Origin of the sequence: Janibacter sp. GS2 (assembly GCF_051200835.1) — a bacterium.
GTDB lineage: Bacteria > Actinomycetota > Actinomycetes > Actinomycetales > Dermatophilaceae > Janibacter.
Map to the genome: position 1 here is coordinate 1,005,049 of NZ_CP195161.1, position 26,044 is coordinate 1,031,092.

21 protein-coding genes, 1 tRNA gene and 1 riboswitch are annotated in these 26,044 nt (G+C 71.7%); of the genes, 8 read left to right on the forward strand and 14 right to left on the reverse strand.

The window, feature by feature from the left end; translation table 11 throughout:
• Positions 1 to 55: 55 nt before the first annotated feature.
• From serC to ACR9E9_RS04965, 3 genes are read right to left on the reverse strand one after another with little or no spacing between them, the layout of a single operon-like run.
• Complete coding sequence (gene serC / locus ACR9E9_RS04955) at positions 56 to 1,177, reverse strand: phosphoserine transaminase (RefSeq protein WP_435202280.1); 1,122 nt, start codon at positions 1,175 to 1,177, stop codon at positions 56 to 58.
• 43 nt (positions 1,178 to 1,220) lie between these two features.
• Complete coding sequence (locus ACR9E9_RS04960) at positions 1,221 to 2,129, reverse strand: LppX_LprAFG lipoprotein (protein ID WP_435202282.1); 909 nt, start codon at positions 2,127 to 2,129, stop codon at positions 1,221 to 1,223.
• Positions 2,130 to 2,157: 28 nt separating this feature from the next.
• The gene (locus ACR9E9_RS04965) at positions 2,158 to 3,267 is read right to left on the reverse strand and encodes a citrate synthase 2 (RefSeq protein WP_435202284.1); all 1,110 of its coding nucleotides are present in this window, start codon (positions 3,265 to 3,267) and stop codon (positions 2,158 to 2,160) included.
• A gap of 123 nt (positions 3,268 to 3,390) precedes the next feature.
• Between ACR9E9_RS04965 and ACR9E9_RS04970 the strand changes: the two genes are divergently transcribed.
• Complete coding sequence (locus ACR9E9_RS04970) at positions 3,391 to 5,358, forward strand: acyltransferase family protein (protein WP_435202286.1); 1,968 nt, start codon at positions 3,391 to 3,393, stop codon at positions 5,356 to 5,358.
• A gap of 29 nt (positions 5,359 to 5,387) precedes the next feature.
• Here the strand turns inward: ACR9E9_RS04970 and ACR9E9_RS04975 are convergent, their stop codons facing one another.
• Positions 5,388 to 7,397, reverse strand: coding sequence for an acyltransferase family protein (locus tag ACR9E9_RS04975; protein WP_435202288.1), 2,010 nt, complete (start codon positions 7,395 to 7,397; stop codon positions 5,388 to 5,390).
• Positions 7,398 to 7,509: 112 nt separating this feature from the next.
• Between ACR9E9_RS04975 and pdxH the strand changes: the two genes are divergently transcribed.
• Positions 7,510 to 8,214, forward strand: coding sequence for a pyridoxamine 5'-phosphate oxidase (gene pdxH / locus ACR9E9_RS04980; protein ID WP_435202290.1), 705 nt, complete (start codon positions 7,510 to 7,512; stop codon positions 8,212 to 8,214).
• A gap of 170 nt (positions 8,215 to 8,384) precedes the next feature.
• Here the strand turns inward: pdxH and ACR9E9_RS04985 are convergent, their stop codons facing one another.
• Genes ACR9E9_RS04985 through ACR9E9_RS04995 form a run of 3 tightly spaced genes read right to left on the reverse strand, consistent with a single transcriptional unit; the run spans position 8,385 to position 11,234 of the window.
• Positions 8,385 to 9,698, reverse strand: coding sequence for a hydroxyacid-oxoacid transhydrogenase (locus ACR9E9_RS04985; protein WP_435202292.1), 1,314 nt, complete (start codon positions 9,696 to 9,698; stop codon positions 8,385 to 8,387).
• A 12-nt stretch (positions 9,699 to 9,710) separates the two neighbouring features.
• Entirely contained in the window at positions 9,711 to 10,448 is a 738-nt protein-coding gene (locus ACR9E9_RS04990; RefSeq protein ID WP_435202294.1) for an SDR family NAD(P)-dependent oxidoreductase, read from the reverse strand.
• Positions 10,449 to 10,475: 27 nt separating this feature from the next.
• Positions 10,476 to 11,234, reverse strand: a complete 759-nt coding sequence (locus tag ACR9E9_RS04995) for a hypothetical protein (RefSeq protein ID WP_435202296.1) — start codon at positions 11,232 to 11,234, stop codon at positions 10,476 to 10,478.
• Position 11,235: 1 nt separating this feature from the next.
• On the opposite strand from ACR9E9_RS04995, the gene ACR9E9_RS05000 reads away from it, so the two are divergent.
• From ACR9E9_RS05000 to ACR9E9_RS05010, 3 genes are all read left to right on the forward strand, one after another.
• Positions 11,236 to 12,492 carry an MFS transporter gene (locus tag ACR9E9_RS05000; protein ID WP_435202298.1) on the forward strand — a complete coding sequence of 419 codons (1,257 nt, stop codon included), beginning with the start codon at positions 11,236 to 11,238 and terminating at the stop codon, positions 12,490 to 12,492.
• 20 nt (positions 12,493 to 12,512) lie between these two features.
• Positions 12,513 to 13,232: a metal-dependent transcriptional regulator gene (locus tag ACR9E9_RS05005; RefSeq protein WP_435203580.1), complete on the forward strand. Its 720-nt coding sequence runs from the start codon at positions 12,513 to 12,515 to the stop codon at positions 13,230 to 13,232.
• A 123-nt stretch (positions 13,233 to 13,355) separates the two neighbouring features.
• Positions 13,356 to 13,532: riboswitch (cyclic di-AMP (ydaO/yuaA leader) on the forward strand.
• On the forward strand, positions 13,533 to 14,525 hold the full coding sequence (locus tag ACR9E9_RS05010; RefSeq protein WP_435202300.1) for a C40 family peptidase: 993 nt from the start codon (positions 13,533 to 13,535) through the stop codon (positions 14,523 to 14,525). It begins immediately after the preceding riboswitch.
• A 166-nt stretch (positions 14,526 to 14,691) separates the two neighbouring features.
• Here the strand turns inward: ACR9E9_RS05010 and mnhG are convergent, their stop codons facing one another.
• From mnhG to ACR9E9_RS05045, 7 genes are all read right to left on the reverse strand, one after another.
• On the reverse strand, positions 14,692 to 15,045 hold the full coding sequence (mnhG, locus tag ACR9E9_RS05015; RefSeq protein WP_435202302.1) for a monovalent cation/H(+) antiporter subunit G: 354 nt from the start codon (positions 15,043 to 15,045) through the stop codon (positions 14,692 to 14,694).
• A complete protein-coding gene (locus tag ACR9E9_RS05020) occupies positions 15,042 to 15,308 on the reverse strand; it encodes a monovalent cation/H+ antiporter complex subunit F (protein ID WP_435202304.1) in 267 nt (88 codons plus the stop codon). The genes mnhG and ACR9E9_RS05020 overlap by 4 nt, the downstream gene beginning before the upstream one ends.
• Complete coding sequence (locus tag ACR9E9_RS05025; protein WP_435202306.1) at positions 15,305 to 15,871, reverse strand: Na+/H+ antiporter subunit E; 567 nt, start codon at positions 15,869 to 15,871, stop codon at positions 15,305 to 15,307. The genes ACR9E9_RS05020 and ACR9E9_RS05025 overlap by 4 nt, the downstream gene beginning before the upstream one ends.
• On the reverse strand, positions 15,868 to 17,499 hold the full coding sequence (locus ACR9E9_RS05030; RefSeq protein ID WP_435202308.1) for a Na+/H+ antiporter subunit D: 1,632 nt from the start codon (positions 17,497 to 17,499) through the stop codon (positions 15,868 to 15,870). The genes ACR9E9_RS05025 and ACR9E9_RS05030 overlap by 4 nt, the downstream gene beginning before the upstream one ends.
• Positions 17,496 to 17,942, reverse strand: coding sequence for a Na(+)/H(+) antiporter subunit C (locus tag ACR9E9_RS05035; RefSeq protein ID WP_435202310.1), 447 nt, complete (start codon positions 17,940 to 17,942; stop codon positions 17,496 to 17,498). The genes ACR9E9_RS05030 and ACR9E9_RS05035 overlap by 4 nt, the downstream gene beginning before the upstream one ends.
• A complete protein-coding gene (locus tag ACR9E9_RS05040; protein ID WP_435202312.1) occupies positions 17,939 to 20,746 on the reverse strand; it encodes a Na+/H+ antiporter subunit A in 2,808 nt (935 codons plus the stop codon). The genes ACR9E9_RS05035 and ACR9E9_RS05040 overlap by 4 nt, the downstream gene beginning before the upstream one ends.
• A 129-nt stretch (positions 20,747 to 20,875) precedes the next feature.
• A tRNA-Arg gene (locus ACR9E9_RS05045) sits at positions 20,876 to 20,947 on the reverse strand.
• Between the two features lie 47 nt (positions 20,948 to 20,994).
• On the opposite strand from ACR9E9_RS05045, the gene ACR9E9_RS05050 reads away from it, so the two are divergent.
• Genes ACR9E9_RS05050 through ACR9E9_RS05060 form a run of 3 tightly spaced genes read left to right on the forward strand, consistent with a single transcriptional unit; the run spans position 20,995 to position 26,043 of the window.
• Positions 20,995 to 22,227 (forward strand): MFS transporter, encoded by a 1,233-nt coding sequence (locus ACR9E9_RS05050; protein WP_435202314.1) that lies wholly within the window; start codon positions 20,995 to 20,997, stop codon positions 22,225 to 22,227.
• Between the two features lie 10 nt (positions 22,228 to 22,237).
• Positions 22,238 to 25,876: a DUF4011 domain-containing protein gene (locus ACR9E9_RS05055; protein ID WP_435202316.1), complete on the forward strand. Its 3,639-nt coding sequence runs from the start codon at positions 22,238 to 22,240 to the stop codon at positions 25,874 to 25,876.
• Positions 25,873 to 26,043, forward strand: coding sequence for a hypothetical protein (locus tag ACR9E9_RS05060; protein ID WP_435202318.1), 171 nt, complete (start codon positions 25,873 to 25,875; stop codon positions 26,041 to 26,043). The genes ACR9E9_RS05055 and ACR9E9_RS05060 overlap by 4 nt, the downstream gene beginning before the upstream one ends.
• The last annotated feature ends 1 nt before the right edge of the window (position 26,044 follow it).

Sequence of the window (26,044 nt, forward strand, 5' to 3'; positions counted from 1 at the left end):
TCGTCATCGTGGCGGCCGCGGCCGCCTTCTAGGAGCGGCCCCGCCGGCCCGAGCGTCACAGGCGCTCGACGACGTGGTCGATGCAGGCGAGCAGGGCCGAGACGTCATCGGGCTCGACCGCGGGGAAGGTGGCGATCCGCAGCTGGTTGCGACCCAGCTTGCGGTAGGGCTCGACGTCGACGATCCCGTTGCGCCGCAAGGTCGCCGCGATGGTGGCGGCGTCGACGTCCTCGTCGAAGTCGATCGTCGTGACCACCTGCGACCGGGCTGCCGGGTCCGTGACGAAGGGGGTGGTGTGCGCCCCCTTCGTCGCCCAGTCGTAGACCCGGCCGGAGGAGTCGGCCGTCCGTGCGGTCGCGAAGTCCAGTCCGCCCGAGGAGTTCATCCACCGCACCTGCTCGGCCATGAGGGCGAGGGTCGCCACGGCTGGCGTGTTCAGCGTCTGGTCCTTGCGGGAGTTGTCGATCGCCGCGGTGAGCGAGAGGAAGTCGGGGATCCACCGGTCGGTGGCGGCGATCTCCTCGGCGCGCTCGATCGCGGCCGGACTGAGCACGGCGAACCACAGTCCGCCGTCCGAGGCGAAGGACTTCTGCGGGGCGAAGTAGTAGGCGTCGGCCTGGGTGATGTCGACCGGCAGGCCGCCGGCGCCCGACGTGGCGTCGATGAGCACGAGGGCGTCCTCGTCGATGCCGTCCGGGCGCACGACCGGGGCCATGACGCCGGTCGAGGTCTCGTTGTGCGGCCAGGCGTAGGCGTCCACGCCGGACTCGGCGACGGCGTGCGTCAGCGAGCCGGGCTCGGCAGAGCGCACGCTCGGCTCGCCGAGGAAGGGGGCGGCGGCGCTCGCCGCGGCGAACTTGCCGGAGAACTCCCCGAAGACGAGGTGCTGGGAGCGTTGCCGGATCAGACCGAGGGTGGCGATGTCCCAGAAGGCGCTCGCGCCGCCGTTGCCGAGCACGACCTCGTAGCCCTCGGGAAGTCGGAAGAGCTCACCCAGGCCCTCGCGCAGGCCGCCGACGATCGAGCGCACCGGCGCCTGCCGGTGGGAGGTGCCCAGGACGCTCGTCGCGATCGAGACCAGGTGCTCGACCTGCTCGGCGCGGACCGTGGACGGACCGGAGCCGAACCGTCCGTCACGCGGTCGCAGTTCCTCGGGGATGGTGATGTCGTCGCTCACGACAGGAGTCTGACGCACCGGTCACGGTCGGTGCGACCCGACCTCAGCTCGTGCCGGCGATCTCGGAGTCCTTGGGCTTGGTGATGTCCACGGGCTCGCCCCAGTCCTTCGCGACGAGCGTGGCCGTCGAACCGTCCTGGGTGAAGGTCATCTGGCGGATGAGGTCGTCCTCGTCGAGCCACACGTCGTAAATCAGCGAGTCGGGCGCGTTCGGGTCCTTGTCCGTGCCGAGCTGCTCATAGGCCTTGTCGGTGTTGACCGTCGCCGTGTAGTGACGGGTCGTCACCCCGTCGATCTTCTCGGTCCCCTTGTCGCCGGCCTTCTCGACCCCTGCGACGAAGGCGTCGAACTGCGTGCGCATGCTCAGCAGCTGGACCTGCTCGAGCGCCTGCTTGACCAGTGGATTGGTCGAGTCCTCGGTGACCGGGACCCACTTGGGTGGCTGGGCGAGATAGTACTGACCGTTGACGAGACGGTAACCGAGCTGCTGGCCATCGGTCTTCACCTGCATGTCGAGGGAGTCGTTGGCGAGGTCCTGCCGACCTGAGGCGGTGGCGCTCTCCTGCCCACCCGCGGTCACCGTGACATCGATGTGCACGGTGGGGTTGGCGTCCACCGCCTTCTCGAGCGTGTCGGTGAACTCGTCCGGGTCGAAGGGGGTGCCCGTGTTCGTCGACGTCGACGAGGTCCCATCCGTCGCGGAGGGGTCCGCGTCAGCCGTCGTGGCTGAGGTGCCCTCGTCGGTCGAGTCCTGGGACGAGGTCGCCGTGGGGGAGGCCGACGGCGGGGGAGTGCTGTTGGGTTCGCCGTCCGACGTCGACGGGGCTGCGGGCGTGCTGCTGTTGTCGAAGCCGTCGCCCGCGGTCGGACCGGGCCCCCCACCGCCGCCGCAGGCGGTGAGAGCGAGCGTCAGCGCCGCCGTGGCCGCGGCCGTGGTCGTCATCCTGAGCATGGCGTCCCCCTTCGTCGTCGCTCTCCGCTCAGTCCGTGGAGAGGGTGGCGTACCCCTCGACCTCGGAGATCGGCCGAGGACCGGCGCCGACGTAGTTGCTGCTCGGACGGATGAGGCGACCGGTCCGCTTCTGCTCGAGCACGTGCGCGGACCAGCCGGCGGTACGGGCGCAGACGAAGAGCGGGGTCATCATCTCACCGGGGACCTCGGCGAAGTCGAGCAGGACCGCGGCCCAGTAGTCGACGTTGGTCTCCATGGTGCGGTCCGGGTAGCGCTCCGCCAGCTCGGCGATGGCGGCCTTCTCCAGCTCGAGGGCGACCTCGTAGCGGGGGGCGCCCAGGCGCCTGCAGGTCTCGCGGAGCACGGCGGCCCGCGGGTCGTAGGCCCGGTAGACGCGGTGACCGAAGCCCATGAGGCGTTCCTTGCGGTCGAGCGCGTCCTTGACGTACTTCGTCGCGTCACCCGTGCGCTCGACGCCCTCGATCATGTGCTGGGCGCGTGAGGGGGCGCCACCGTGCAGCGGCCCGGACATGGCGCCGACCGCGCCGGAGAGGCAGGCGGAGGCGTCGGCGCCGGTGGAGGCGATGACGCGGGCGGTGAAGGTCGAGGCATTCATGCCGTGCTCGGCCGCGGAGATGAAGTAGGCGTCGATGGCCTCGACGTGCTTGGGGTCGGGCTCGCCGCGCCAGCGGATCATGAAGCGCTCGACGATGTTCTTGCCCTCGTCGACCCGGGCCTGGGGGACCATCGCGGAGTTCTGCCCGTGGGCGGACTGGGCGATGAAGGACAGCGCCATGACGGAGGAGCGGGCGAGGTCCTCCCGCACCTGGGTGTCGCTGATGTCGAGCAGTGGCTTGAAGCCCCACAGCGGGGCGAGCTGAGCGAGTGCGGACTGGACGTCGACGCGGATGTCACCGCTGTGCACGGGAAGGGGGAAGGGCTCGGCGGGCGGCAGGCCCGGGTCGAAGGAGTCGTCGACGAGCAGGCCCCAGACGTCTCCGAAGGTGACCTCGCCGACGAGGTCGTTGATGTCCACCCCGCGGTAGCGCAGGACGCCCCCCGCCTTGTCGGGCTCGGCGATCTGCGACTCGAAGGCGACGACGCCCTCGAGTCCGTGCTTGACGTCGGTGTCCGACATGAAGGTGAGCCTTTCTCGTCCGCAACTCTGGTTCGGCCCATTCTGCACTCTCGGTCACGGCGCGCACACTGGGGACCACTGGCGGGTAACATGCCGCGACGGCACACGAGGGGGAGGGCTCAGGTGGCGAGATCCCGTTTCGGCTACAGCCCGGCACTGGATGGCCTGCGAGGCGTGTTCATCCTGCTGTTCATCGGCTTCCACTTCGGGCTCACCCAGCTTGAGGGCATGTGGGTGACGATCAATCTCTTCTTCGTCCTCTCCGGGTTCCTCATCTTCCGGTTGCTCACGGCGGAGGACGCGAAGTACGGCTCGATCGACGTCCTGGCCTTCTATCGCCGGCGGATCCGCCGTTTGGTTCCGGCGCTGCTGGTGATGCTCACCGCCGTCGCCGCCTGGGGCGCGCTCTTCGCGCCCGACGGTCTGCGCCGCAAGCTTGGTGGGGATCTGCTCGCGACCCTCGGCTATGGCATGAACTGGCGCCTCATCGCGCAGGGAGACCAGTACTTCGGGACAGCGGGTGGGGCCTCCCCCCTTCGCCATGCGTGGACCTTGGCGATCGAGGAGCAGTTCTACCTTGTCGCGCCGCTGGTGATCATCGCGCTCTTCGCCTGGTTCGGCAGCCGCCGCACGGCGGTCGGCGTGCTCCTGCTCGGTGCCGTCGTTTCTGCCGTGTGGACCGCACACCTCGGCTTCCACGACCAGTCGGACTACCCACGCGTCTACTACGGCAGCGACACCCGTGCCCAGGCTCTGTTCATCGGGGCAGCGATCGGTGTCCTCAGCGGCCCGGTGTCCCAGCGCACACGAGCCCCCGAGCTACCGATGTGGCTCATCGAGTGGGGCGGCCTCGTCGGCCTCATCTCCTCGGTGATCTCCTTCGCCTTCGTCACGCCCTACAGCGCGTGGATGTTCAACCAGGGCGGGATGTTGGCCTTCGGCATCGGCAGCGCCCTGCTCGTGCTCGCCTGCGCCGACCGACGTACCAACCTCACCCGTACGCTCTTCGCTTGGCGACCGCTGGCCTTCGTCGGTGAGCGCACCTACGGTCTCTACCTCTGGCACTGGCCGATCTACGTGGCACTGGCCCCCACGCCGCTGGGTGACCACCCGGTCCTCCTCTTCATCATCGGCATGGCCGCGACCGTCCTCGTGGCCCACCTCTCCTACACCTACCTCGAGCAGCCGATCATCACTCGCGGTATCCGGGGGGTCCTGCCCCGGACCCGCCGGCCGCTGCTCGCTTCGCTCCTGCCGGTGGCGCTCGTCGCGGTCCTCGGGTTCGGGCTGGTGCGCACCGCGCCAGGAGGGCAGGACGCCGGCTCGACGTCCGTGGCGGGGGAGCTGCCCGACATCGTCGAGGGCCAGGCGAGCTACCGACCCGGTGACCCCGGTCGTATCGGTGTCCTCGGTGACTCCGTGCCCTACTTCCTCGCCGAGAGGTTCCCGGACGAGCAGTTTCCGGGGGTCACTCTCGACAACCACGCTCGTGAGGGCTGCGACCTGCTCGACGAGCCGATCAGCTGGGCACCCGGGTTGTCGAAGACGACCGAGCCCTGGTGCGTGGTGCAGAAGCGGGAGTGGCCGCAGGACTTCACCAAGGGGGACGATGACATCCTGCTGCTCTTCGCCTCGCCGCTCGTCGGGCTGCCGCACCTCGTCGACGGGGAGCGCCTCTGGCTCGACGACGCGCGCTTCCGCGCGGTCATCACGGATCGTTTCGAGACCGTGTACACGCAGGCGAAGGACGCCGGGGCGCGACAGGTGCAAATCGTCAACGTCCCGTGCCGGGTTCCGCCGAAGGACATTCCGGAGGAGGTTGAGGCGGTGCTCGAGTCGGAGCCGGAGCTGCTCGCCGAGTACAAGAACCCGAAGATCCTCAACGACCTCATTGACGACTGGGCGGGGAAGCACCCGGACGACGTGCGGGTCGTCGACCTCGCGAGTGCGCTCTGCGCCGACGGCTACCCGGAGACGTTGCACGGCGCCCCGGTCTACAACGACTTCCTCCACTTCTCGCCCGAGGTGACACCGATGCTCTGGAAGTGGCTCCTCGGGCAGGTCAGCGAGAACTACGCCCGGCTCGACTGACGAGGGTCCACGCCGCCGGCCACCGCCGATCAGTCCTCGCGAAGGTTCCAGGCCGTGATGACCTGCGGGGCCAGCCACGTCCAGACGAGACGCGCCCCCTCCCGGGAGAAGTGGATCCGATCGGAGTAGAGCCGGGCGCCGTTGATCACCGGGCGATAGCCGTCGCCACACACCGCCCCGTTGAGGTCGAGCACCGTCACCGTGACCGGTTCGGTCCTGGTGTTGACCTCCTTGGCCCACTCCTGAACGACCACATTGGTGGACGTGGGATCGATCTTCACGGCACCGACCTCCTCGCCGTTTCGGATGCCCGCAGGATCGTCGTGGCACGTGGCGTTGATCAGCTGGAGCTGGGCGGCACCGGATTCCATGGTCTGTTCCAGCAGTGCCTCGAGATTGCTGCGGATCCGACGGGAGTGGGTCGCGCTGCCTGGCTCGACCGTCGTGCCGTCGACGACGAGCGGCTGGGTGAGCGCGGTCTCGACGGGGGAGAGGACGATGTCCGTGCCCGCACGACGCACCTCCTGCGGCCACGACTCACGCCAGGCTGAGCACGTCTCGTCCTCGGGGACTGCCCCGCCTCCCTGGAAGCGGAAGGTCAGCGGGATCGCATTGCACGAACCCCGGCGGGTGTGCCCGCTCACGTCCAGCCCCGGGTAGTCCTCGCCCTCGAAGCCGTCCCGTACCGACTGGGCGATCGAGCTGCCCACGACCGCCACCCGCAGCGTGGACTCGGGCTGCTCGTACTCCTGCGCGGTCGGGAGCGGGCGCTTGTCCCAGTCACCGTCGATGGCTCCGCTCCAGCTCGTGCTGAGCAGAAAGGCGACCGCGGTCATCGCGGCGAGGACGCCCGGGGCCACCCAGCGGCGGGCAGCTCGTGGGACGGAGGTGGGGACGAGGGCGCGGAATCCGTTGATCATCACCGGCATCTCGAGGAAGCGGTAGGAGAGCACCGCGCACACCCACGTGAGCGCGAGCTTGGTGGCGACGGCCACGACGAAGGGGAGTTGTCCCAGCGGCAGCCAGGTCGCGATCGGCCAGTGGAAGAGGTAGAGCCCGTACGAGATCTGGCCGAGGTGCACCAGGGGCGCAAAGCTCATGATCCGGTTGATTCGCAGTGGGCGTGGGTCCAGCGCGGAGGCGCCCATGCAGGCCGCCATCATCGCGAAGATCAGCATCCCACCACGCTCGAAGACCCACCGGCCGGTCTCGTCGAGGATGAAGAAGGCGGAGACCGAGGCGATGGTGCCTACCCACCCGATCGTCTCCGCCCCGACCCGGCTCAGCCGCGGCGCACGACCGCGGCGGTCCGGGGTGAGCAGCATGGCCGCGGCCATACCGACGAGCAGCGCTTGGGCACGTACGTCGGTGCCGTAGTACAGGCGTGACCCGGTGGCGCCGGTCCCAGCAAGGTAGGCCGTCCACGCAGCCGACGCGAGGGCCAGGCCGAAGACCACGGCGGTCCGCTCGAAGCGTCTCCGCAGCAGCATCACCGCGGCGACGAGGAAGGGCACCACGAGATAGAACTGCTCCTCCACGCCCAGCGTCCACACGTGACGAAGGGGACTGGGCTCGCCCAGCAGGTCGAAGTACTGGTCGTCCCGGGCAATGAGACGCCAGTTCTGCCAGAAGGTCAGGGTCGCGAAGGCATCACCCGCTGTCTGGGGTCGGTCGCCCTCGTCGACGAAGAGCGTGTGGACGAGCACCGCCGTGACGAGCAGCGTCACGGCAGGCACGATCCGACGGGCCCGCCTGAGGTAGAAGGCGAGCGCGTCGATGCGTCCGCGCCGCTCCCACTGACGGATGAGGATGCCGGCGATGAGGTAGCCGGAGAAGGTGAAGAAGTGGTTGATGCCCACCCACCCACCGGCGAGGGAGGTGACCCCGAAGTGGAAGAGCATGACGAGGACGATGAAGAGGCCCCGATAGCCGTCGATGGCCGGTCGGTAGGCCGGGCCCATCCGCTCGACGTCGGTGCTGACCAAGGCACGCCACCACGGGGTGCGTCCGCGGAGACGCGTCGAGGTGCTGGGTCGCACGCGCACTCCTCGCTGGTCGGTTCGACGTCTCGCGGCGACGGAGTCCGCCGTCGACTCGGCAGCGTACCGGGCGGTCACGACGAGCGCTGAGGACCGGTCGTACGCTGGCGGTATGAGCGCTTCGCCCGACGGGATCATCCCGCGCAAACCCCCGCAGGTCGACCACATCGACTACGCCGGGGAGGGGCTGGAGGAAGGGGAGGTGCCGGGCGCTCCCTTCGCCCTGGTCTCCTCGTGGATCGACGTCGCCCGGATACGGCAGGTCGAGCGGGGCGACGTCCCGGAGCCGCTGTCGATCGCCGTGGCGACGGTCGACGCCGATGGCCGGCCGGACGTGCGCACGGTGCTCATGCGCTTCCTCGATGCCGCCGGGCCGGGCTTCGTCACGAGCCTCGAGTCGACGAAGAGCCACCAGCTGCAGGCGGTCCCGGCTCTGGCCGCGACCCTGACCTGGCCGGCGATGTTCCGTGCGATCCGATTCCGTGGCCGGGCCGAGCGGGTGGGTGAGGCCGAGATCGATGCCTACTTCGCCGAGCGGCCGCGCGGCTCGCAGCTCAGCGCGTGGGTCTCGCACCAGTCGCAGCCGATCGACGGCCGGGACAGCCTGGAGCGGGCGTGGGCCGAGGTCGAGGCGCGCTACGAGGGGCAGGACGTGCCCCGGCCGGACTTCTGGGGTGGCTGGCGGATCGTCTGCGACGAGGTCGAGGCGTGGGCCGGACGGAGCAACCGCCTGCACGACCGCTTCCGGTGGTCCCGGGTGGCGCAGGGCGGACTGGACGAGGCGAGCGCTTGGCAGGTCGAGCGCCTGCAGCCCTGAACGTGGCTCACCACGACCCCGCTCGGCCGGGAAACCCTTGACTGACCGGGTTGCCCGCAGATGACCGGGTCATGGCGCGGTCAACTCGATGTTCCCCGGTCAGATCAGGCTTTCCGGTCGCGGCGCAGCGGGTGAGGGCGGGCGACCCGCCCATGGGCGAAGGGGGTCGCTCACCAGTGGTGCATCGAGGCCCGGATGACGCCGGCGATGTCCTCCTCGGTGACCTCGCGGGGAGCCGTCGCGAGCAGGCGCTGCTGTTGCATGGTGCCGGAGACGAGTCCGTCGACGTCCCCGTCGCCGTAGCCGATCTCCGCGAGTCCCGAGGGCTGGCCGATGTCGCGCATGAGTCGGCGCAGGACCGCGGAGAGGCGCTGTGGTGCCTCCACCTGCGCGTCCAGGCCCTGCGGGTCCAGCCACGCCGCGGCGGCGAGGTGTCGCTCCGGGTTCGCCTCGAAGGTCAGCTCGAAGGCCGCCGGGGCGGTCGACGCGACCGCCATCCCGTGCGGGACCATCGCCTCGCTCGCGGCATAGCCGTCGGGCCGGAAGTCGCTCGCCAGGTCGTGCACGCGCCCGGCGACCGGGTATGCATTCGCGTGCGGCACGTGGACGCCGGCATTGCCGAAGCCCATGCCGGCGAAGGTCGCCGCCAGCGCCATGTTCGAGCGTGCCGTGGCGGCCTCGGTCGCATCCTGCTCCGTCACGGCGGAGCGGAAGGCGCCGGCGAGCAGCTGCATGGCCTGCTGCGAGTACATGTCCGCGATCGGGTTGGACCCGCAGTAGGGCACGCGTTGGGCTGCGGTCTTGTGCTCGTAGCTCGTGTACGGCCGGGCGGTCCAGCTCTCGAGCGCGTGGCAGAGGATGTCCATCCCCGCGGAGGCGGTGACTCCGGGCGGCTGGGTCGCGGTCAGGTCGGGGTCGATGACGGCCATGACCGGGCGCAGTCGCTCGTGGCTGATGCCGGTCTTGACCTTGGCCTCGAGCACGTCGAGGACGCAGATCGTCGTCGACTCGCTCCCCGTCCCCGTCGTCGTCGGGACCGCGATGACCGGGAGCACGGCGTTCTCCGGTGCGCGGCCTCCGCCGACGGGGGCGTTGACGTAGTCCATGAGCTCGCCGGGGTTGGTGAGCAGCAGCGAGATCGCCTTGGCGGTGTCGATGCTCGACCCGCCGCCGACGGCGACGACGGCGTCCACGGGGCGTGCCCCCCTCGCTCGGTCCACGGCGGCGGCCAGCGAGGCATTGCTCGGCTCGACGGCGGCCGTGTCGTGGACCTGCGCGGTCAGCCCCGCCGCACGCAGCACGGAGGCCACCCGCTCGGGGTGACCGGTGGCCACGAGCTGCGGGTCGGTGACCACGAAGACGCTGCGCGCCCCGAGGGCGGCGACGTCGTGCCCGATCTCGTCGATGGCGCCGGGGCCGAACTTCAGCTTCGGCGCGGCGTAGGTGAAGACGGACTCGGGGACCTTCGGTGACGACAGCTGCATCTGTGTTCTCTCCTACTCGCGGTGGACCTTGTGGGCGGCGGCCTGCGCGCGCGGCTTGATCACGAGCAGATCGATGTTGACGTGCGGTGGGCGGGTGGCCATCCACGTGATGGCGTCGGCGACGTCCTCGGCGACGAGCGGTGCGGCGACACCCGCGTAGACCTGCTCGGCCCGCTCGGCGTCCCCCTTGAATCGGGTGAGCGAGAACTCCTCCGTGCGAACCATCCCCGGCGCGACCTCGGTGATCCGCACCGGCTGGTCCACCAGCTCCAGGCGCATCGTCTCGGTCATCGTCGCGAGAGCGTGCTTGGCGGCGGTGTAGCCGCCGCCACCCTCGTAGGAGATCCGCCCGGCGGTGGAGCCGACGTTGACGATGACCCCTTCGGCTGCCACGAGCGCAGGGAGCAGCGCCTGCGTCACGCGCAGCGTGCCGAGGACGTTGACCTCGTACATCGCCCGCCAGTCCTCGACGTCGCTGGTGGCGACCCGGTCCTGCCCGAAGGCACCGCCGGCGTTGTTCACCAGGACGGCGAGGCGCTCGCCGATCTGCGCGGCGAGCGCCGTGACCGAGTCGGCGTCGGTGACGTCACAGGTGACGGCGCGACCGTCGATCTCGGCGGCCAGCTCGGCGACCCGGTCCGTGCGGCGGGCGGCGCAGACCACCTCGTGGCCGGCTGCGGCGAGCGCCCGGGCGGTGGCGGCGCCGATGCCGCCACTGGCTCCGGTGACGAGGGCGAGCGGTCGGGTCATGGGACTCCTCGGGCGACGAAGGGGGGTTCAGCCGGCAGCGGGCGCGGTGCCCGGGATCTTCTCGCGGCCGACGGCGATCCACGTCGCGGCCGCGCTCGCGAGCAACCGGTCGCCGTCGAAGAGGGCCGTGCCGCAGCGGCGCTTGCGCCCGTCCCGGTCGATCGGCCAGGCGATGACGACGAGCTCGCGCCCGACGGGGACCTCCCCGTGCAGGGTCGAGGTGAAGGTGCCGAGGAGCAGGGCCTCCTCGCCGAAACCGAGGGTGAAGGCGCCGGGACAGTCGAGCGCGGCGAGGACCGGTGGCAATCCCTCCTCGGGGATCGTCACGGGAGAGGCGAGCACGCCCTCACGGCCGGTGACGGGGCTGGCGTACACGTGCAGACCCCCTTCGGCCTCGGGTCCGCAGACGAAGCACCCGGGGTAGGGGTGCCCGCTCGGGTCGAAGCCGGCCACGGCGTCCCGCGCCTGCGCCGCGGTCACGGGGGCGGGGACGTCCAGGTCCGGGGCCTCGCAGCGGCGGGCGGTGCCCAGGAGGGTGTCGCCGTCGAGCAGGTGGACCGCGATCTCGCCCGGGTCGGCCACGGACCCGTCGACCTCCCACCGCAGTGGATGCCCGAGCGGGGTCGGGGCGCTGAGGCGTACCGTCGCCGAGGTCAGGCCCCCTTCCGCGGGAACGAGATCCTCGAGCCGCTCGCTGAGCAGACCGCAGACCCATCCGCCGTTGCCGCACCCGGGCGGGCCGGCATGACGGTGGGACACGGTCGTGGTCTCGGGTGTGGTCTGCACCATGCCAACCTATCGACCGCCGACGAAGGGAGCACAGGTGCCGGAGGTGAGTGCGGTGGACGGCTTCGCCTGGCGGCGGATCGCGATCCCGGCTTTCGGCCCCACGCTCCTGACCGCCGCGGCCACCGGTGCCGTCGTCCCGATCGCCGCGCTGCGTGCCGACGAGCTCGGAGCCGACCTGGGGACGGCGGCCTTCGTCGTGGCGCTCACCGGCGTCGGCCAGCTCATCGGTGTGCTGCCCGCTGGCGCGCTCGTCGCCCGGATCGGGGAGCGGGCCACGCTGTGGCGAGCGGCTGTCGTCGACATCCTCGCCCTCGCGGTGGCCGGTTGGGCGCCCTCGCTGTGGCTCATGGGCGTGGCGTTGCTCTTGAGCGGCTTCGCCTCCAGCGCCTTCTTCCTGGCCCGTCAGGGCTTCATGATCGACGTCCTGCCCCCACCTCTGCTGGCGCGGGGGATGTCCCTGCTCGGTGGCGCGATGCGCACCGGCCTGCTCCTGGGGCCGGCGATCGGTTCGCTCGCCATCGCACCGATGGGGCTGCAGGGCGCCTATGCGGTGGCGGTGGCACTCGCCGTCGGTTCGCTCATCACGGTCCTGGCGAGCCCGGACCTCACCCGGGAGCACGAGCGGGTGCGCGCCGAGGAACCGCACGCCGCCGTCCTGCAGGTGATCCGTCGCCACGCGCGCCTGCTGCTCACCCAGGGGGTCGGGGTGACGATCATCTCGGCGCTGCGCACTTCCCGCCTGGTGATCCTGCCCCTGTGGGCGGTGCAGATCGGTCTCGGCGGCGTGGACTCATCACAGATCTTCGTCGCGGCGGGCGTCGCCGAGCTCGTCCTCGTCTACCCGGGGGGCTGGGCGATGGACCGTCTCGGTCGGGTGTGGGTCGTCGCCACCCTGCTGTCCGTGATCTCCCTCTCCTTCCTCCTCCTGCCCCTCGCGGAGACGAAGGGGACGCTGCTCGCCGTGGCGTTGCTCATGTCGCTGGGCAATGGCCTCGGCTCGGGGATCGTCATGACCCTCGGTGCGGACGCGGCGCCCACGCACGACCGGGCACAGTTCCTCGGGGCCTGGCGGCTCATGGGCGAGGCCGGCAATGCCGGGGGATCGCTGGGGCTGAGCGCCGTCACGGCGCTGGTGTCCCTGCCGGCGGCCGCGCTCTCCCTCGGGGTCGTGGGCCTGGCCGGACTGGCGTGGACGAGCGTGTGGGTCTCGCGGGCCGACGGGGAGCGGGCAGACGCCGCACTGCGGGCGTCCTGACGCTGGACACACAAGGCATGATGGGGCTCGTGAAGGACCTCATCGACACCACCGAGATGTACCTCCGCACGATCTTCGAGCTCGAGGAGGAGGGCATCCCGCCGATGCGTGCTCGGATCGCCGAGCGGCTCGGCCACTCGGGACCGACCGTGTCGCAGACCATCGCCCGCATGGAGCGCGACGGGCTCGTCAGCCTCGGCCCGGACCGTCGGCTCGTCCTGTCCGGGGAGGGTCAGCTCCTGGCCACTCGGGTCATGCGCAAGCACCGCCTCGCCGAGCGACTGCTCGTCGACATCGTCGGCCTCGAGTGGGAGCACGTCCACGAGGAGGCCTGTCGGTGGGAGCACGTGATGAGCGAGCGGGTCGAGCGCAAGATCCTCGCGATCCTGCCCGACCACCGCGAGTCCCCCTACGGAACGCCGATCCCCGGGCTCGATGAGCTCCTCGTCGACGAGGAGGAGAGCGCCGACTACCGCGAGGGCCTCTACAGCCTCAGCGAGGTCATCGAGCGCGACCTGCGGGGGGACTTCCGGGTCCGGCGCATCGGGGAGCCCGCGCAGGTCGACCACGACGCGTTGACGCTGCTCACGGAGGCACGGCTGCGGCCCGGCGAGGTCGTCAAGGTGTCCGCCGACGAGGAGCGCGTCGTCGTCGTGCGCAGCGGTGCAGACGCCTCCGATGCGGTGTCCCTGCCCCACGATGTCGCCGACCACGTCTTCGTCGAGTCCATCGCTCCGTGACGCGTCGTGACCTGCCGTGACCTCGGCGTGACATATCCGTGATCTGCAGGTACGGTCGGGGCGTCCGCCTCCCCTGGGCGGATCCGTCACGCGGCGCCGAGTCCTGCCACCGCACTTGATGGGCACGAACGAACACCGTTTTGGCAGGAGCGGGGGACCCACACACGGGGCATCGCGGATGCCCCTCGGGGTGAAGTCCCGGGGCACGCGCGTCGCTAGGTCGACTCGTAGCCGCGGGGCCGGGCCGTACCTCTGGCTCGAACCCGACAGCTGACCCCGTAGGCGGGAGAGGTAGACAACGTGTCTCAGTCCACTGGGCGCCACCGCGCCCCCGGCCGCTACAACCCGGTTTCCGAGATCGGTCAGATCGTCACCCAGGCCGGTACGCCGCTGGCCAAGGGTTCGGCCGTCCTCGCCGCCTCCGGCGGCCTCGTCGCCGCGATCGCCGTGCCCGCGCAGGCCGCCACCGTCGATGAGGTGGAGGCCGCAGCCCCCGCGAAGCAGACCGCCAGCGCTCCCCTCGCCGCGACCCCCGCCACCGCGGCCGTCACCGCCCCGCAGGCCGCCGCATCCGGCACCAAGGCGGCCTCGTCCTTCGGCACGGTCGAGGTCGAGCCCGTCGCCAAGCCGACCGGCCCCACCCCCTACCAGCTGCGCATGCGCGCCGAGCGCGAGGCCGAGCGTGAGCGTGCGGCCACCGCCGAGCGTGAGCGTCAGGAGCGCGCCGCGGCTGCCGCCGCCGACCGGTCCGCGGCTGCCGCCGCCGACCGGGAGCAGGAGCAGGAGGAGGACGCTCAGGAGCGGGAGGCGCAGGTCGCCCCGCAGCAGGAAGCCGCCCCCCGCCAGCAGGACACCCCGGAGCGGACCGAGTCCGCACCGAGCCGCAGCCGGGAGCGTCAGGCACCGAGCGCGAGCAGCACGTCCTCGACGCCGAAGTCCTCGCCCGCACCGAGCGCGGCGAGCTCCAGCGACGTCATCTCCATCGCCAAGCAGTACATCGGCACGCCCTATGTCTTCGGCGGATCGACCCCCTCCGGCTTCGACTGCTCGGGTTTCACCCAGTACGTCTTCGGCAAGGCGGGCAAGTCCCTCCCGCGCGTGACGAGCGCGCAGCAGGCGGCCGCCACCCCGGTCTCCGACCCGCAGCCGGGCGACCTCGTGTTCTTCGGTTCGCCGGCGTACCACGTGGGCATCTACGTCGGGGACGGTCAGATGATCGACTCGCCGCGCACCGGCTCGAGCGTCTCGATCCGTCCGGTCTTCGACGGGGTCTCCGGCTACGGCCGGCTCTGATCCTGACCGAAGGGGGGCGAAGGGGATCTCCCCTTCGCCCCCTTCGTCTGTCACAGGGAGGGCCGGTCACCGCATCTGCCTAGGCAAGTGCGAGGCACCCACCGCATCTGCCTAGGCAGATGCGGTTCTTCTGGCAGGTGCCTAGGCAGATGCGAAGGGGGGAGGGCTACTGCTCCATGCGGCGGTAGGCCTCGCCGAGCTCGTCGTGGTGGAGCAGCTCGCTCTCGGTCACGCCGCTGCGGTAGCCCGCGCGGCCGAGCATGTGGGCGGCGACCGGCGCGGTGAGGGCCTGCGCGCCCAGGACGATGATCAGGGTGGTGATCGAGGTCCACGTGCGCACGGAGAGCGCCAGGCCGAGGAGGATGAGCAGCAGGCCGAGGGTCTGTGGCTTCGTCGCGGCGTGCATCCGCGCGAAGAGGTCCGGCAGCCGCACCAGCCCCACCGCGCCGATGAAGGCGAGCGAGGCACCGAGCAGCAGGAGGATCGCGCCGGCGAGGTCGAAGGCCGCGTGCCAGGTCATTCCAACCCCTCCTTGCGTCCCATGAACCGGGCCACCGAGACGGACCCGACGAAGCCGGTGAGGCTGAAGACGACGAGGATCGGCAAGGACGCGTCGTCGCCGCTGCGCACGATCTGCGTGGCGAGGATGCCGGTGACGATGACGATGATGACGTCGAGGCTCAGCGCCCGGTCGAGGTTCGTCGGCCCCCAGACGATGCGCACGAGGGCCAGCCCGCCCGCCGCGAAGAGCAGGGCCAGGGCGATCCCCAGGATGATGCTCACGCCGCCCCCTTCGTGCACAGCGAGATCTCGTCGGTGGATCCCATGGCGCGCACGACCCGGGTCTCCAGGTCGAGGACGTCCCGCCGCAGCTGCTCGAGCTCCCCCTCGTTCGTGACGTGGAAGCCGTGGACGTAGAGGATCCCGGCGGTCCGCCGGGCCTCCACGACGATCGAGCCGGGCACGAGGGAGACGAGGGCGGAGATGATCGTCATGTAGAACTCCGAGCGGGTGCGCAGCTGGACCTCGACGATCGAGCCGCCCTTGGAAGGGTGTCGGTCGAGGGTGGCGCGGGCGACCTCGACGGCGGCGCTGACGAGGTCGGCGAAGAAGCGCACGAGGAGCACGAGCATCGGCCACGGGTGGATCCGACCGGCGTACTGGATCGAGGGCAGCGGGAAGACCTGGGTGACGACCGTGCCGATGATCAGTCCGTTGACGATGTTGCCGAGGGTCACCTGGTCCCACAGCAGCACCCAGACGACGGCCAGGGCGATGATCGCCCTGGGCTGCCACCCGCCCCGCCGCCGCGAGGACTGGTGGTTCTTGGTGCCCGGCGTGCTCACGGAACCTCCTTCGGCAGGACGGCCTCGGCGTAGCTGGCGCGATCCAGCATCTGCGTGGCAGCCGCGTCGGTGTAGGCGAAGAGCGGGCCGGCGAAGAGGGACAGCCCGATGCTGAAGGCGACGACGGTGGTCGCCGCGCCCAGCATCGCCGGGGGCATCTCCCGCCGCACCGGGGTGCCGAACGACGGTGGGGTGATCGGTGACGAGGGCCGGTCGGCGGCGACGGTGGCGCCGATGGCGTCACTGAGACGACCGAAGGAGGGGGTCAGTGACGGCATCTCGAAGGTCATCTCCTGCCCCTCCGGAGTGCGGGGCCGCCAGAAGGCGTAGCTCCACGTCTTGGCGATGGCGTAGAGGGTGAGCAGCGAGGTGACGACCGAGCCGATGATCAGCGCCCACGCCATCGGGCCGCCGACCTCGACGCCGGCCTGGATGAGCCCGACCTTCCCGACGAAACCCGAGAAGGGCGGGATGCCGGCGAGGTTCATCGCCGGCACGAAGAAGAGGAAGGCGAGCAGGGGGGCGCCGGCGGCGAGCCCGCCGAGCCGGTCGATGACCGTCGACCCGCCGGCGCGCTCGATGAGCCCGGAGATGAGGAAGAGCGCCGTCTGCACGGTGATGTGGTGGGCGATGTAGAAGATCGCCGCGGACAGACCCGCGTGGCTGGCCAGGCCGATGCCGAAGAGCATGTAGCCGATGTGGCTGACGAGGGTGAAGGAGAGCATCCGCTTGATCCCGGGCTGGACGATGGCGCCGAGGATGCCGACGGTCATCGTCAGCAGCCCGACGACCATGATCAGCTCGTGCAGCGGGGAGTCGGGGAAGAGCAGGAACTGGGTGCGGATGATCGCGTAGACACCGACCTTCGTCAGCAGGCCGGCGAAGACCGCGCTGACCGGCACGGGCGCCGAGGGGTAGCTGTCCGGCAGCCAGGCGGACATCGGGAAGACCGCCGCCTTGATGCCGAAGACCGTCAGGAGCATCAACTGGAGGGCCAGGGCGACGGTGGAGTCGATCTCCGGCAGACGAAGGGAGAGCTGCGCCAGGTTCACCGTGCCGGTGGCCGCGTAGACCGCGGCGATGGCGACGAGGAAGAGGAAGGAGGAGACCATCGAGACGATGATGTAGGTCGTGCCCGCCCGGATCCGGGTGCCGCTGCCGCCGAGGGTGAGCAGCACGAAGGAGCCGAAGAGCAGCATCTCGAAGCTGACGAAGAGGTTGAACAGGTCTCCCGCGAGGAAGGCGCTGGAGACCCCGGCGGAGAGCACGAGGTAGGTCGGGAAGTAGATGGCCAGCGGGGAGTCCTCGTCGCCGTCGGCGACGCCCTGCCCGATGGCGAAGACGAGCACGGTGATGAGCACGAAGCTGCTGACGAAGAGCATGAGCGCCGAGAGGCGGTCGGCGACGAGGGCGATGCCCAGGGGCTCGCTCCACGCGCCGAGCCAGAGCACGAGCGGGCCCCCGCTGTGGGTGTGCCACATGAGGGCGATGGCGACGCCGAGCCCGGCCGCGAGGACGAGCAGGCTGACGGCGATCTGCACCCGGGGGCGGTGGCGGGCGACGACGGTCAGGGCCGCGCCGATGAGCGGCAGGAGGACGGGAAGGGGGAGGAGGGTGGCCATGTTCATGCCGTCGCGTCCTCCTCGTCTGCCTCGGTGGTGGACTGGGTGTCCGGGTCGTAGGTGCTCGAGGTCTGGTCGCGCTCGGCGAGGCGCTTGATCCGCTCGTCCTCGGCGTCATCGGGGACGTCATCGCTGCCGGTGATGCGCCACTGGCGGTAGGCGAGGGCGAGGATGAAGGCGACGGAGGCCAGCGCGATGACGATCGCGGTCAGCACCATGGCCTGGGGGAGCGGGTCGCTCATCTCCTCGGCCGGTCTCGAGCCGACGAAGGGCGCCCCCTTCGCCGGCCCGGAGGCGACGAGGTAGAGCGTGGCGGCGCCATTGCTCGTGAGGACGATGCCCAGCAGCACCCGGGTGAGCGCCCGCTCGAGGAGCAGGTAGACGCCGGTCGCGACGAAGAAGCCGGCGACGATGACGAGGCTGAGGCTCGGGCTGATGGCGTTGCTCATGCGGTGACCCCGTCCTCGTCGGAGTGCTTGTCGATGCCGGCCCCGAGCGAGCGGACGACGTCCAGGGCGAGCCCGGTGACGATGAGGTAGACGCCGATGTCGAAGATGAGCGCGCTGACGAAGTGCACGTCACCCCAGATCGGCAGGGTGACGTCGACGGCGGCGGACTGCAGCACGGTGCCACCGAAGGCCAGCGGGACGAGGGCGGCGATGGCCGAGACCGACAGGCCGGCCCCGAGGACGGCGCCGGCGCTGACCGGGGCGGCATGGTCGAGCTCGTGGCGGCCGCCGGCGAGGTACCGGGCCAGCAGCGCCAGGCCGAGGACGAGGCCGCCGGCGAAGCCGCCGCCGGGCTGGTTGTGCCCGGAGAAGAGCAGGTACAGCGACAGGAGGATCATCACGTGGAAGACGAGCCGGGTGGCGACCTCGAGGATGACCGAGCGGCGCTCCTTCGGCAGCCCGCGTGCGGGCTCGTCGGCGGTGCGGCGGTTCGACCAGGACCGGTCGGCCTCCTGGGTGCGCAGGAAGACCAGGCTGGCGATGCCGGTGGCGGCGGCGACGAGCACCGAGATCTCGCCGAGGGTGTCCCAGGCGCGGATGTCGACGAGGGTCACGTTGACGACATTGCGTCCGTGCCCGAAGTCGTAGGCGGCCTGGGGGAAGGCCCGCGAGATCGGGGCCTCGATGCGCGCGTTCGCGGCGACGACCGTCAGCGTGCTCACCGCGAGGCCGACGGATCCGGCGAGGACGAGGCGCCAGAGGCGGCCGCGGCCGAGGGGGCGACGGCGGAAGTCCACGGGCAGCTTGCGCAGGACGAGGACGAAGAGGACGAGGGAGAAGGTCTCGACGAGGACCTGGGTCAGGGCGAGGTCGGGGGCGCCGTGCATCTGGAACAGCAGGGCCAGCCCGTAACCGGTGAGACCGACGAACATCACGGACTGGATCCGGTTACGGCTGCGCACGGCAAGGATCGCCGCGATGATGAGGAAGAACCCGACGGCCGCCTGGCTGACGGTGTCCCAGGGACGCACCGAGCTCCCGGGGAGGGCGGTGGCGGCCACGGCGCCGGGCGCGAGGATGACGACGACGAAGATCGTGCCGAGGTAGTTCGGGAGGGAGCCGCCCTGGGAGAGGGCGGTGACCTCGACGGCGAAGCGGTCCAGGGCCCGCATGAAGCGCTGGTAGACGCGCTCGGCGTCGACGACCTGGGGTGCCGCGGCCTGCAACCTCGCGAAGGGCGCGCGCCACCGGAAGAGCAGGACACCGCCGCCGATGGCCAGGACGGACAGGCCGAGGGCCGGGGTGAAGCCGTGCCAGAGCGCGAGGTCGTCGGGCGCGGCGCCCGGCAGCGTCGTGGCGTAGGGCGCGAAGGCCCGGGTGAGCGGACCGCCGAGGAAGCCCTCGGCCAGGGTCACGGCGGCGAGGACGACCGGGGCGATGAGCAGCGGCTTCGAGCCGGCGAAGGGGGTGGGCTGCGGCGATCCTCCGGTCGTCGTCTTCGTGACGAAGGCACCCCAGACGAATCGGATGGAGTAGGCCGCGGTGAGCGCCGACCCGAGGACCAGCCCGATGATCAGGAAGAGCCCGCCTGCGGTACCGAGCGGGCCGTGCAGCGACTCGACGGCGGCGGCGAGGGCGGACTCCTTCGCAACGAAACCGATGAGCGGCGGCACCCCAGTCATCGAGGCGGCGGCGATGGTGGCCGTGACGGCGAGCACCGGCAGCCGCCGCCCCAGCCCGTGCAGCTGGGTCAGGTCGCGGGTGCCGGTCCCCTTGTCGATGATGCCGACGGTGAAGAAGAGGGTGGACTTGAAGAGGGCGTGCGACATCACCAGGGCGAGGGTGGCGAGCGCGGCCGCCTTGCTGCCGACACCCGCGAGGGCGGTCATCATGCCCAGCTGGCTGACGGTGCCGAAGGCGAGGAGCAGCTTGAGGTCGTCCTGGCGCAGCGCGCGCCACCCACCGATGAGCATCGTGCCGATGCCCAGGCCGATGGTCAGCGGCCGCCACCCGGGGGTCGTGGCGAAGGCCGGCGCGAGCAGCAGGATGAGGTAGATGCCGGCCTTGACCATCGACGCGGCGTGCAGGTAGGCGCTCACCGGAGTCGGCGCGGCCATCGCCCCCGGCAGCCAGAAGTGGAAGGGGATCTGCGCGGACTTCGTCAGAGCGCCGAGGAGCACGAGGGTGACCGCGACGGTCGTCAGGGCGCCGGCGGGCGGCGGGTCGGCGAGCATCTCGCTGATCGTGTAGCTCGAGGTCTCGCCGAGGATGATCGTGCCGACGAGCATCGCCAGCCCGCCGAAGGTCGTCACGAGCAGGGCCTGGGTGGCTGACCGACGGTTGGCCGAGCGCACCGGGTTGTGCCCGATGAGCGTGTAGGAGAAGACCGTCGTCAGCTCCCAGAAGACGTACAGGGCCAGCAGGTTGTCGGCGACAACGAGGCCGAACATCGCTCCGGCGAAGGCGGTGAAGACCCCGGTGAAGCGCCACAGGCTGGGGTCGTCGTGCTTGAAGTACCAGGTGCAGTACAGCAGCGCGAGGGCACCGACCCCGGTCACGAGGAGACCGAGCAGCCACTGCAGCGCCCCGAGCCGGAGGGTGAAGTCCATCCCGAGCGTGGGCACCCACTGGATGCTCTCGGTGATCACGTCGCCACGGGCGATGAGCGAGGTCTGCGCGAGGAGCCAGAGGAAGGCCGCACCCGGCACGAGCGCCAGGACGAGGAAGGAGCGACGGTGGATCACCTTGGCCAGCCCGGGCGCCACTGCTGCGGCCACGAAGTGGGCGAGCAGGAGCAGGGTCACGAGGGCCTCTCGAGGTGGTCCGGGGACGGGATCGTAGTTTACCGGCTGGCCCCGGTACCTCGTGACGGGTGCCGCGGCGGCGCCGCGGTGCCGTGGTCGTCGGTCCGCACGGACGAAGGGAGAAGTGGGTGCCCCCGGCAGGATTCGAACCTGCGACACCTTCTTTAGGAGAGAAGTGCTCTTCCCCTGAGCTACGGGGGCCCGACGCGGAAGCGCCATCGCACAGGGTACGCGTCATACTCCCTTCGGTGACCACCACCGCGATGACGCAGCGCCGGACCGTGGCGACGCTCGCAGGGTCGCAGGTCATCGGCGGGGTCGGGGTCAGCTCGGGGCTGGCCGTCGGGTCGCTGCTCGCGGCCGACATCTCCGGCAGCGAGACCTGGGCGGGGCTCGGTGGCACGAGCCAGGTCATCGGCGGCGCCTTCGCCGCGATGGTCCTCGCCCGGGTCATGGCGGCGAAGGGGAGGCGTCCCGGGCTGGTCCTCGGGTACCTCATCGCCGTCGTCGGGGCCTTCCTCGTCCTGCTCGCCGCGGTGGCCGGGAACTTCGCGCTGTTCCTCCTGGGCTCCCTGCTCTTCGGCGGGGCGACGGCATCGAACTCCCAGGCGCGCTTCGCCGCGATCGACCTCGCCGAGCCCCGCACCCGGGGCCGGCACCTGTCGATCGTCGTCTGGGCGACGACCATCGGCGCCGTGGTCGGGCCCAACCTCACCGGCCCCGGCGCGGCGGTGGCCCGCGCCCTCGGGGTGCCGGCACTCGTCGGCCCCTACACCTTCTCCCTCGTCGGCTTCGTCCTCGCAGCCACCGTCCTGACGATCGCCCTTCGCCCGGACCCGCTCCTCACGGCGAGGGCCGTGGCCTCCAGCGGCCCCGAGCCGACACACGTGGAGGGGGCCCCGACGACGGGACTGGCCGCGATCCTCGGCCACCGGCAGGCCCTGACGGGCGTCCTCGCGATGGCCCTGGGTCACGCGGTGATGGTCTCCGTCATGGTCATGACGCCGCTGCACATGCGGCACGGGCAGGCCGACCTCGACGTCATCGGGTTCGTCATCTCACTGCACATCGTCGGGATGTACGCCTTCTCCCCGGTGACCGGCTGGGCCGTCGACCGGTGGGGCGGGCTGGTGGTCATCACGGCCGGGTCGGTGATCCTGCTGACGGCCACCCTCCTTGCCGCCTCGACCGCCGCCGGGGCGTCGATCCCCCTGACCGTGGCCCTCGTCCTCCTCGGCGTGGGGTGGTCGTGCACGCTCATCGCCGGATCGACCCTGCTCACCGCCGCGATCCCGCTGGCCCAGCGCCCGGCGGCCCAGGGCGTGGGGGACGTGGCGATGGGTCTGGCGGGCGGGGGCGGGGGTGCCCTGGCCGGTGTGGTCGTCGAGATGTGGGGCTATCCGGCCCTCGCGGTGGCCGCGGGCGGCACCGCCGTGGTCATCGGCGCACTGGTCCCGCTCGGACGGGCCCGTCGTTGTTAGCGTGGCCCCCGTGACCACGCCGCCGACGACCCCCGCATCGGTCCCGGCCGCAGTGACCGCACTGACCCGGGAGCTCATGGAGCTCGGGGGGCCCAACACGCTCATCTGGCCCGCCCGCGACCCCAACATCGTCGACCTCACCACCGCTCACCCCAGTGGCGCAGCGATGCTGCTCTCCGGGAGGGACGCCCGTCTCTCCGACCTCGTGCGCGAGCCCGGTGCGCTGCTGCGCGCCCAGCGGCACGCCGGCAAGCTCGCCGCGCACGTCGACCGGATCGAGGAGGAGCACGGGGTCAACACCTGCTTCCTCGCGATGGGGGCCGCCTCCTGGGACGTCCCGGGGGAGGACGAGCGGCCCATCGCGCCGATCCTGCTGCGCCGAGCCACCCTGCGTCGGCTGCGCCCGGGCCCGGACTTCGCCCTCGACCTCGCCGACCGGGTTGAGGTCAACCCCGCACTCCTGACCTACCTCCGGCGCGCCCTGCACCGCGACCTCGACGGACAGGCCCTCGTCGATCTCGGCCGCAGCGACGGCCCCGGCTTCAACCCCACCCCGGTCTACGAGGCGATCAGTGCCGAGTGCTCCGACCTGCCGGGGCTGCACATCACGCCACGGATCGTCGTCGCCTCCGTCCCTTACGGCAAGGCCGAGGCCCTCGAGGACCTCGCGGCGCTGGCCGCACCCCAGCAGCTCACCGAGACCGTCGCCCTGCGAGCCCTCCTCACCGGCAAGCCGGTCGAGCCACGCGAGGAGGTCGCGAGCACCGCCGACGCTGCCGTCATCGACGTCACCGCCGACCAGCAGGCCGTGCTGGACCGGGTCGCCGCGGGGGAGAGCCTCTTCGTCGACGCGCCGCCCGGCACCGGGGCCGCGTGCCTCGTGGCAGCCACCATCGCCGCGACGACGGGCCGGGGCCGCAGCGTCCTGCTCCTGACGGAGAAGCGGGCTGCCATCGAGGGCGTGCGCGAGGAGCTCGAGCGCACGGGGCTGTCCGACCTCATGCTCCACGTCGTCGACCCGGCCGCAGAGGTCGACCCCAAGCAGGTCATCGACCGCTGGCCCGCGAGGCCCCCGGAGGACGAGCGCTCCTTCGCTGCTCCCGGACGACGGGCCGCCGAGGCCGCCCGCCTCCTCGAGGGCCACACCGAGGCCATGCACACCCGGCGCGACCCGTGGGGGGTGTCCATCGCGGACGCGCACGACGCGATCGTCGGCCTGGGCAACCGCCGGCCGGCGCCGCGCTCGCGGGTACGCCTCACCGGCTCCGTCATCGCGGGCCTCGACACCGAAGGGCGGGACGCCCTGGTCGCGCAGGTCACCGGAGTCGCCCGTCGCCGCGCCTGGCGGCCGAGCCGGAGCGACCAGCCCTGGGCCGGCGCCCGGCTGCGCAACCAGCACGACGTCGACGACGTCCTGGCCGCCCTCGAGCGGCTCCGCGGGAGCGAAGGGAGCCTCGCCCGCCTCACGACGACCATCCGCGAGGTCTTCGCCGACATCGCCGAGCCCCGCGCCGCCTGCCCCGCGGACCACGGGCGCTTCCTCGCCGGCATCGAGGAGATCCGCGACACGCTCGAGGTCTTCCGCCCGGAGGTCTTCGACACCCCGCTCGACCACCTCCTCGCCGCGACCAGCCCGAGCGGGACGCCCGCCGACGGCGAGCCGCTCGGGATCTTCGAGCGGCGTCGGCTGCGCTCCCAGGCCAACCGACTGCTGCGGCCCGGCCGCCCGCCGGCCGACCTGCACGGTGCGCTCGAGCTGGCCCACCGCCAACGTCGCAGCTGGTCGCGCCTGACCGGTGGCGGCGGTCGCCCGCGCATCCCCACGGACATCGACCGGGCCCACACCGCCTACGAGCGCGTCTACGCCGACCTGACGCACATCGCGGCCGTCCTGCCCGATGCCCCCGGCGGGGACGGTCTCCTCGGCCTCCCGTGGGACGAGCTCACCGGTCGGCTGGACAGGCTCGCGAAGGACGTCTCGGGTGCCCGCTCGGTCCCCGACGTCATCGACGACCTCGACGACCTGCGTTCGCGCGGGCTCGGCGACCTCCTCGACGACCTCGCCGACCGCCGCGTCGAGCCGGGCGCGGTCGGCGACGAGGTCCGCTTCGTGTGGTGGACCTCCGTCCTCGCCGAGGCCAGCCGCGACGAGCGCTACGGCGCGGTCACCGGTGACCACCTCGACGCGGCCCTGCGCACCTTCGTCGAGGCCGACCGGGCGAGCCTGGGCGCCAACGCCGCCCGCATCGCCACGCGCCAGCGTGAGCACTTTCGGGGCGTGGGCCGACGGATGCGCTCCGTGGCCCGCGAGGTGGTCGCCGCCGACGAGGGGTGGCTGGCCCGACCGCCGTGGAGCGAAGCCGTCACCCGCTGGGGAGGCCTGCTGCGCGCCGCCGCGCCCGCCTGGGCCATGTCCCCCTTCGTCGTCGGGCAGGTCCTCCCGCTGCGGGAGCGCTTCGACCTCGTGATCGTCGATGACGCCTCGAGATCCACCCTCGCGCGCACCTTCTCGGGGATCGCCCGGGGCACCCAGCTGCTCGTCATCGGTGACCGCAGCCAGCTGCCGCCCCACACGTGGACCGCAGACGCCGGGGTGTCCGCGCCCACGGCGCCGAAGGAGTCCCTGGCGGACCGGGCCGCGCAGGTCCTGCCGACGGAGGCCCTGCGCGACAGCGCCTTCCCCAGCCCGAGCGTGACCTCGCTCTTCGCCGGCTCCGCCGCGGGCGAGGTCGTCCACCCCCCGGCGCCGGTGGCCCGCGAGAGCGTGCGCCTCGTCCACGTCGAGGGTCTGGGCGTCCTCGACGAGCGCACCGGCCTCGTCGAGAGCACCCCGGACGAGCTCGCCGCGGTCCTCGACCTGGTCGGTGAGCACCTGCGCAGCCACCCGCGTCGGTCCCTGGGGATCGTCACCTTCGGGCAGCGGCACGCCGAGCGGCTGACCGAGGCCGTCGCCGAGCTGCTCGAGGGCGATCCCGCGCTGGCCGCGATCGCGCGCCAGCTCCCGGAGCAGCTCGTCATCAAGCCCGCCGAACGCTGGCAGCGTGAGCAGCGCGACCGGGTCATCGTCTCGGTCGGCTTCGGTCGCACTCCCCAGGGCACGGTCGTCCACCGCCTCGGGGGCCTCAGCGGGCCGGCCGGGGGGCAGCTCGTCCTCCTGGCGGCGACCCGGGCCCGGCGCACCGCCACCTGGGTCACGACCTTCACCCCGAAGGAGCTTCAGGGCACCAGCGCCAACCTGCCCGGCCACCGCGCGCTGCGCACCCTCCTCGAGGGTCTCGCCGCGGGCAATCCCGCCCCGAAGCAGCGAGAGAGCGAGCTCAGCCCGCTGCTCGCCGGCTTCGTCGAGCGGCTGCGCGCGGCTGGTCTCGTCGTCCACACGGGCGTGGGGGCCGGTGAGCACCGCATCGACATCGCCGTGGCCGACCCGCGCGACCCGTCGCGGATGCTCGTCGCCGTCGACGTGGACGGGCCCGGCTACGCCGGGCTGGCCTCGACGCGGCAGCGTGACCGCATCCTCGTCGAGCGGCTGGACAGCCTCGGCTGGCACCACCTGCGCCTGTGGGCGGTCGACATCTTCGCCGACCCGGCCCGCCAGGAGGCGCAGGTGACCCGGGCCGTGCGCACGGCGATCGAGGAGGACGAGGCATGAGCGAGCAGGAACCCGACGAGGAGCCCACTCCCGCGCCGGAGCCGCCCGCGCGTCGGCGCACGCCGGAGCAGACGCGTGACGACACCGACCGCGGCTGGGGTGAGCGTCCCGACGAGGACGAGCACGACCGCTGGCTGCGCGAGCAGCGTCCCCCGCACTGGGAGTGAG

Excerpts from the sequence above, each read along its gene's own strand:
- ACR9E9_RS04965 (WP_435202284.1), bottom strand. The coding sequence starts at position 3,267 with ATGTCGGACACCGACGTCAAGCACGGACTCGAGGGCGTCGTCGCCTTC.
- ACR9E9_RS05035 (WP_435202310.1), bottom strand. The coding sequence starts at position 17,942 with ATGAGCAACGCCATCAGCCCGAGCCTCAGCCTCGTCATCGTCGCCGGC.
- pdxH (WP_435202290.1), top strand. The coding sequence starts at position 7,510 with ATGAGCGCTTCGCCCGACGGGATCATCCCGCGCAAACCCCCGCAGGTC.
- ACR9E9_RS04960 (WP_435202282.1), bottom strand. The coding sequence starts at position 2,129 with ATGCTCAGGATGACGACCACGGCCGCGGCCACGGCGGCGCTGACGCTC.
- ACR9E9_RS05000 (WP_435202298.1), top strand. The coding sequence starts at position 11,236 with ATGCCAACCTATCGACCGCCGACGAAGGGAGCACAGGTGCCGGAGGTG.
- ACR9E9_RS05005 (WP_435203580.1), top strand. The coding sequence starts at position 12,513 with ATGGGGCTCGTGAAGGACCTCATCGACACCACCGAGATGTACCTCCGC.
- ACR9E9_RS04990 (WP_435202294.1), bottom strand. The coding sequence starts at position 10,448 with ATGACCCGACCGCTCGCCCTCGTCACCGGAGCCAGTGGCGGCATCGGC.
- mnhG (WP_435202302.1), bottom strand. The coding sequence starts at position 15,045 with ATGACCTGGCACGCGGCCTTCGACCTCGCCGGCGCGATCCTCCTGCTG.
- ACR9E9_RS04985 (WP_435202292.1), bottom strand. The coding sequence starts at position 9,698 with ATGCAGCTGTCGTCACCGAAGGTCCCCGAGTCCGTCTTCACCTACGCC.
- ACR9E9_RS05030 (WP_435202308.1), bottom strand. The coding sequence starts at position 17,499 with ATGAACATGGCCACCCTCCTCCCCCTTCCCGTCCTCCTGCCGCTCATC.
- ACR9E9_RS05060 (WP_435202318.1), top strand. The coding sequence starts at position 25,873 with ATGAGCGAGCAGGAACCCGACGAGGAGCCCACTCCCGCGCCGGAGCCG.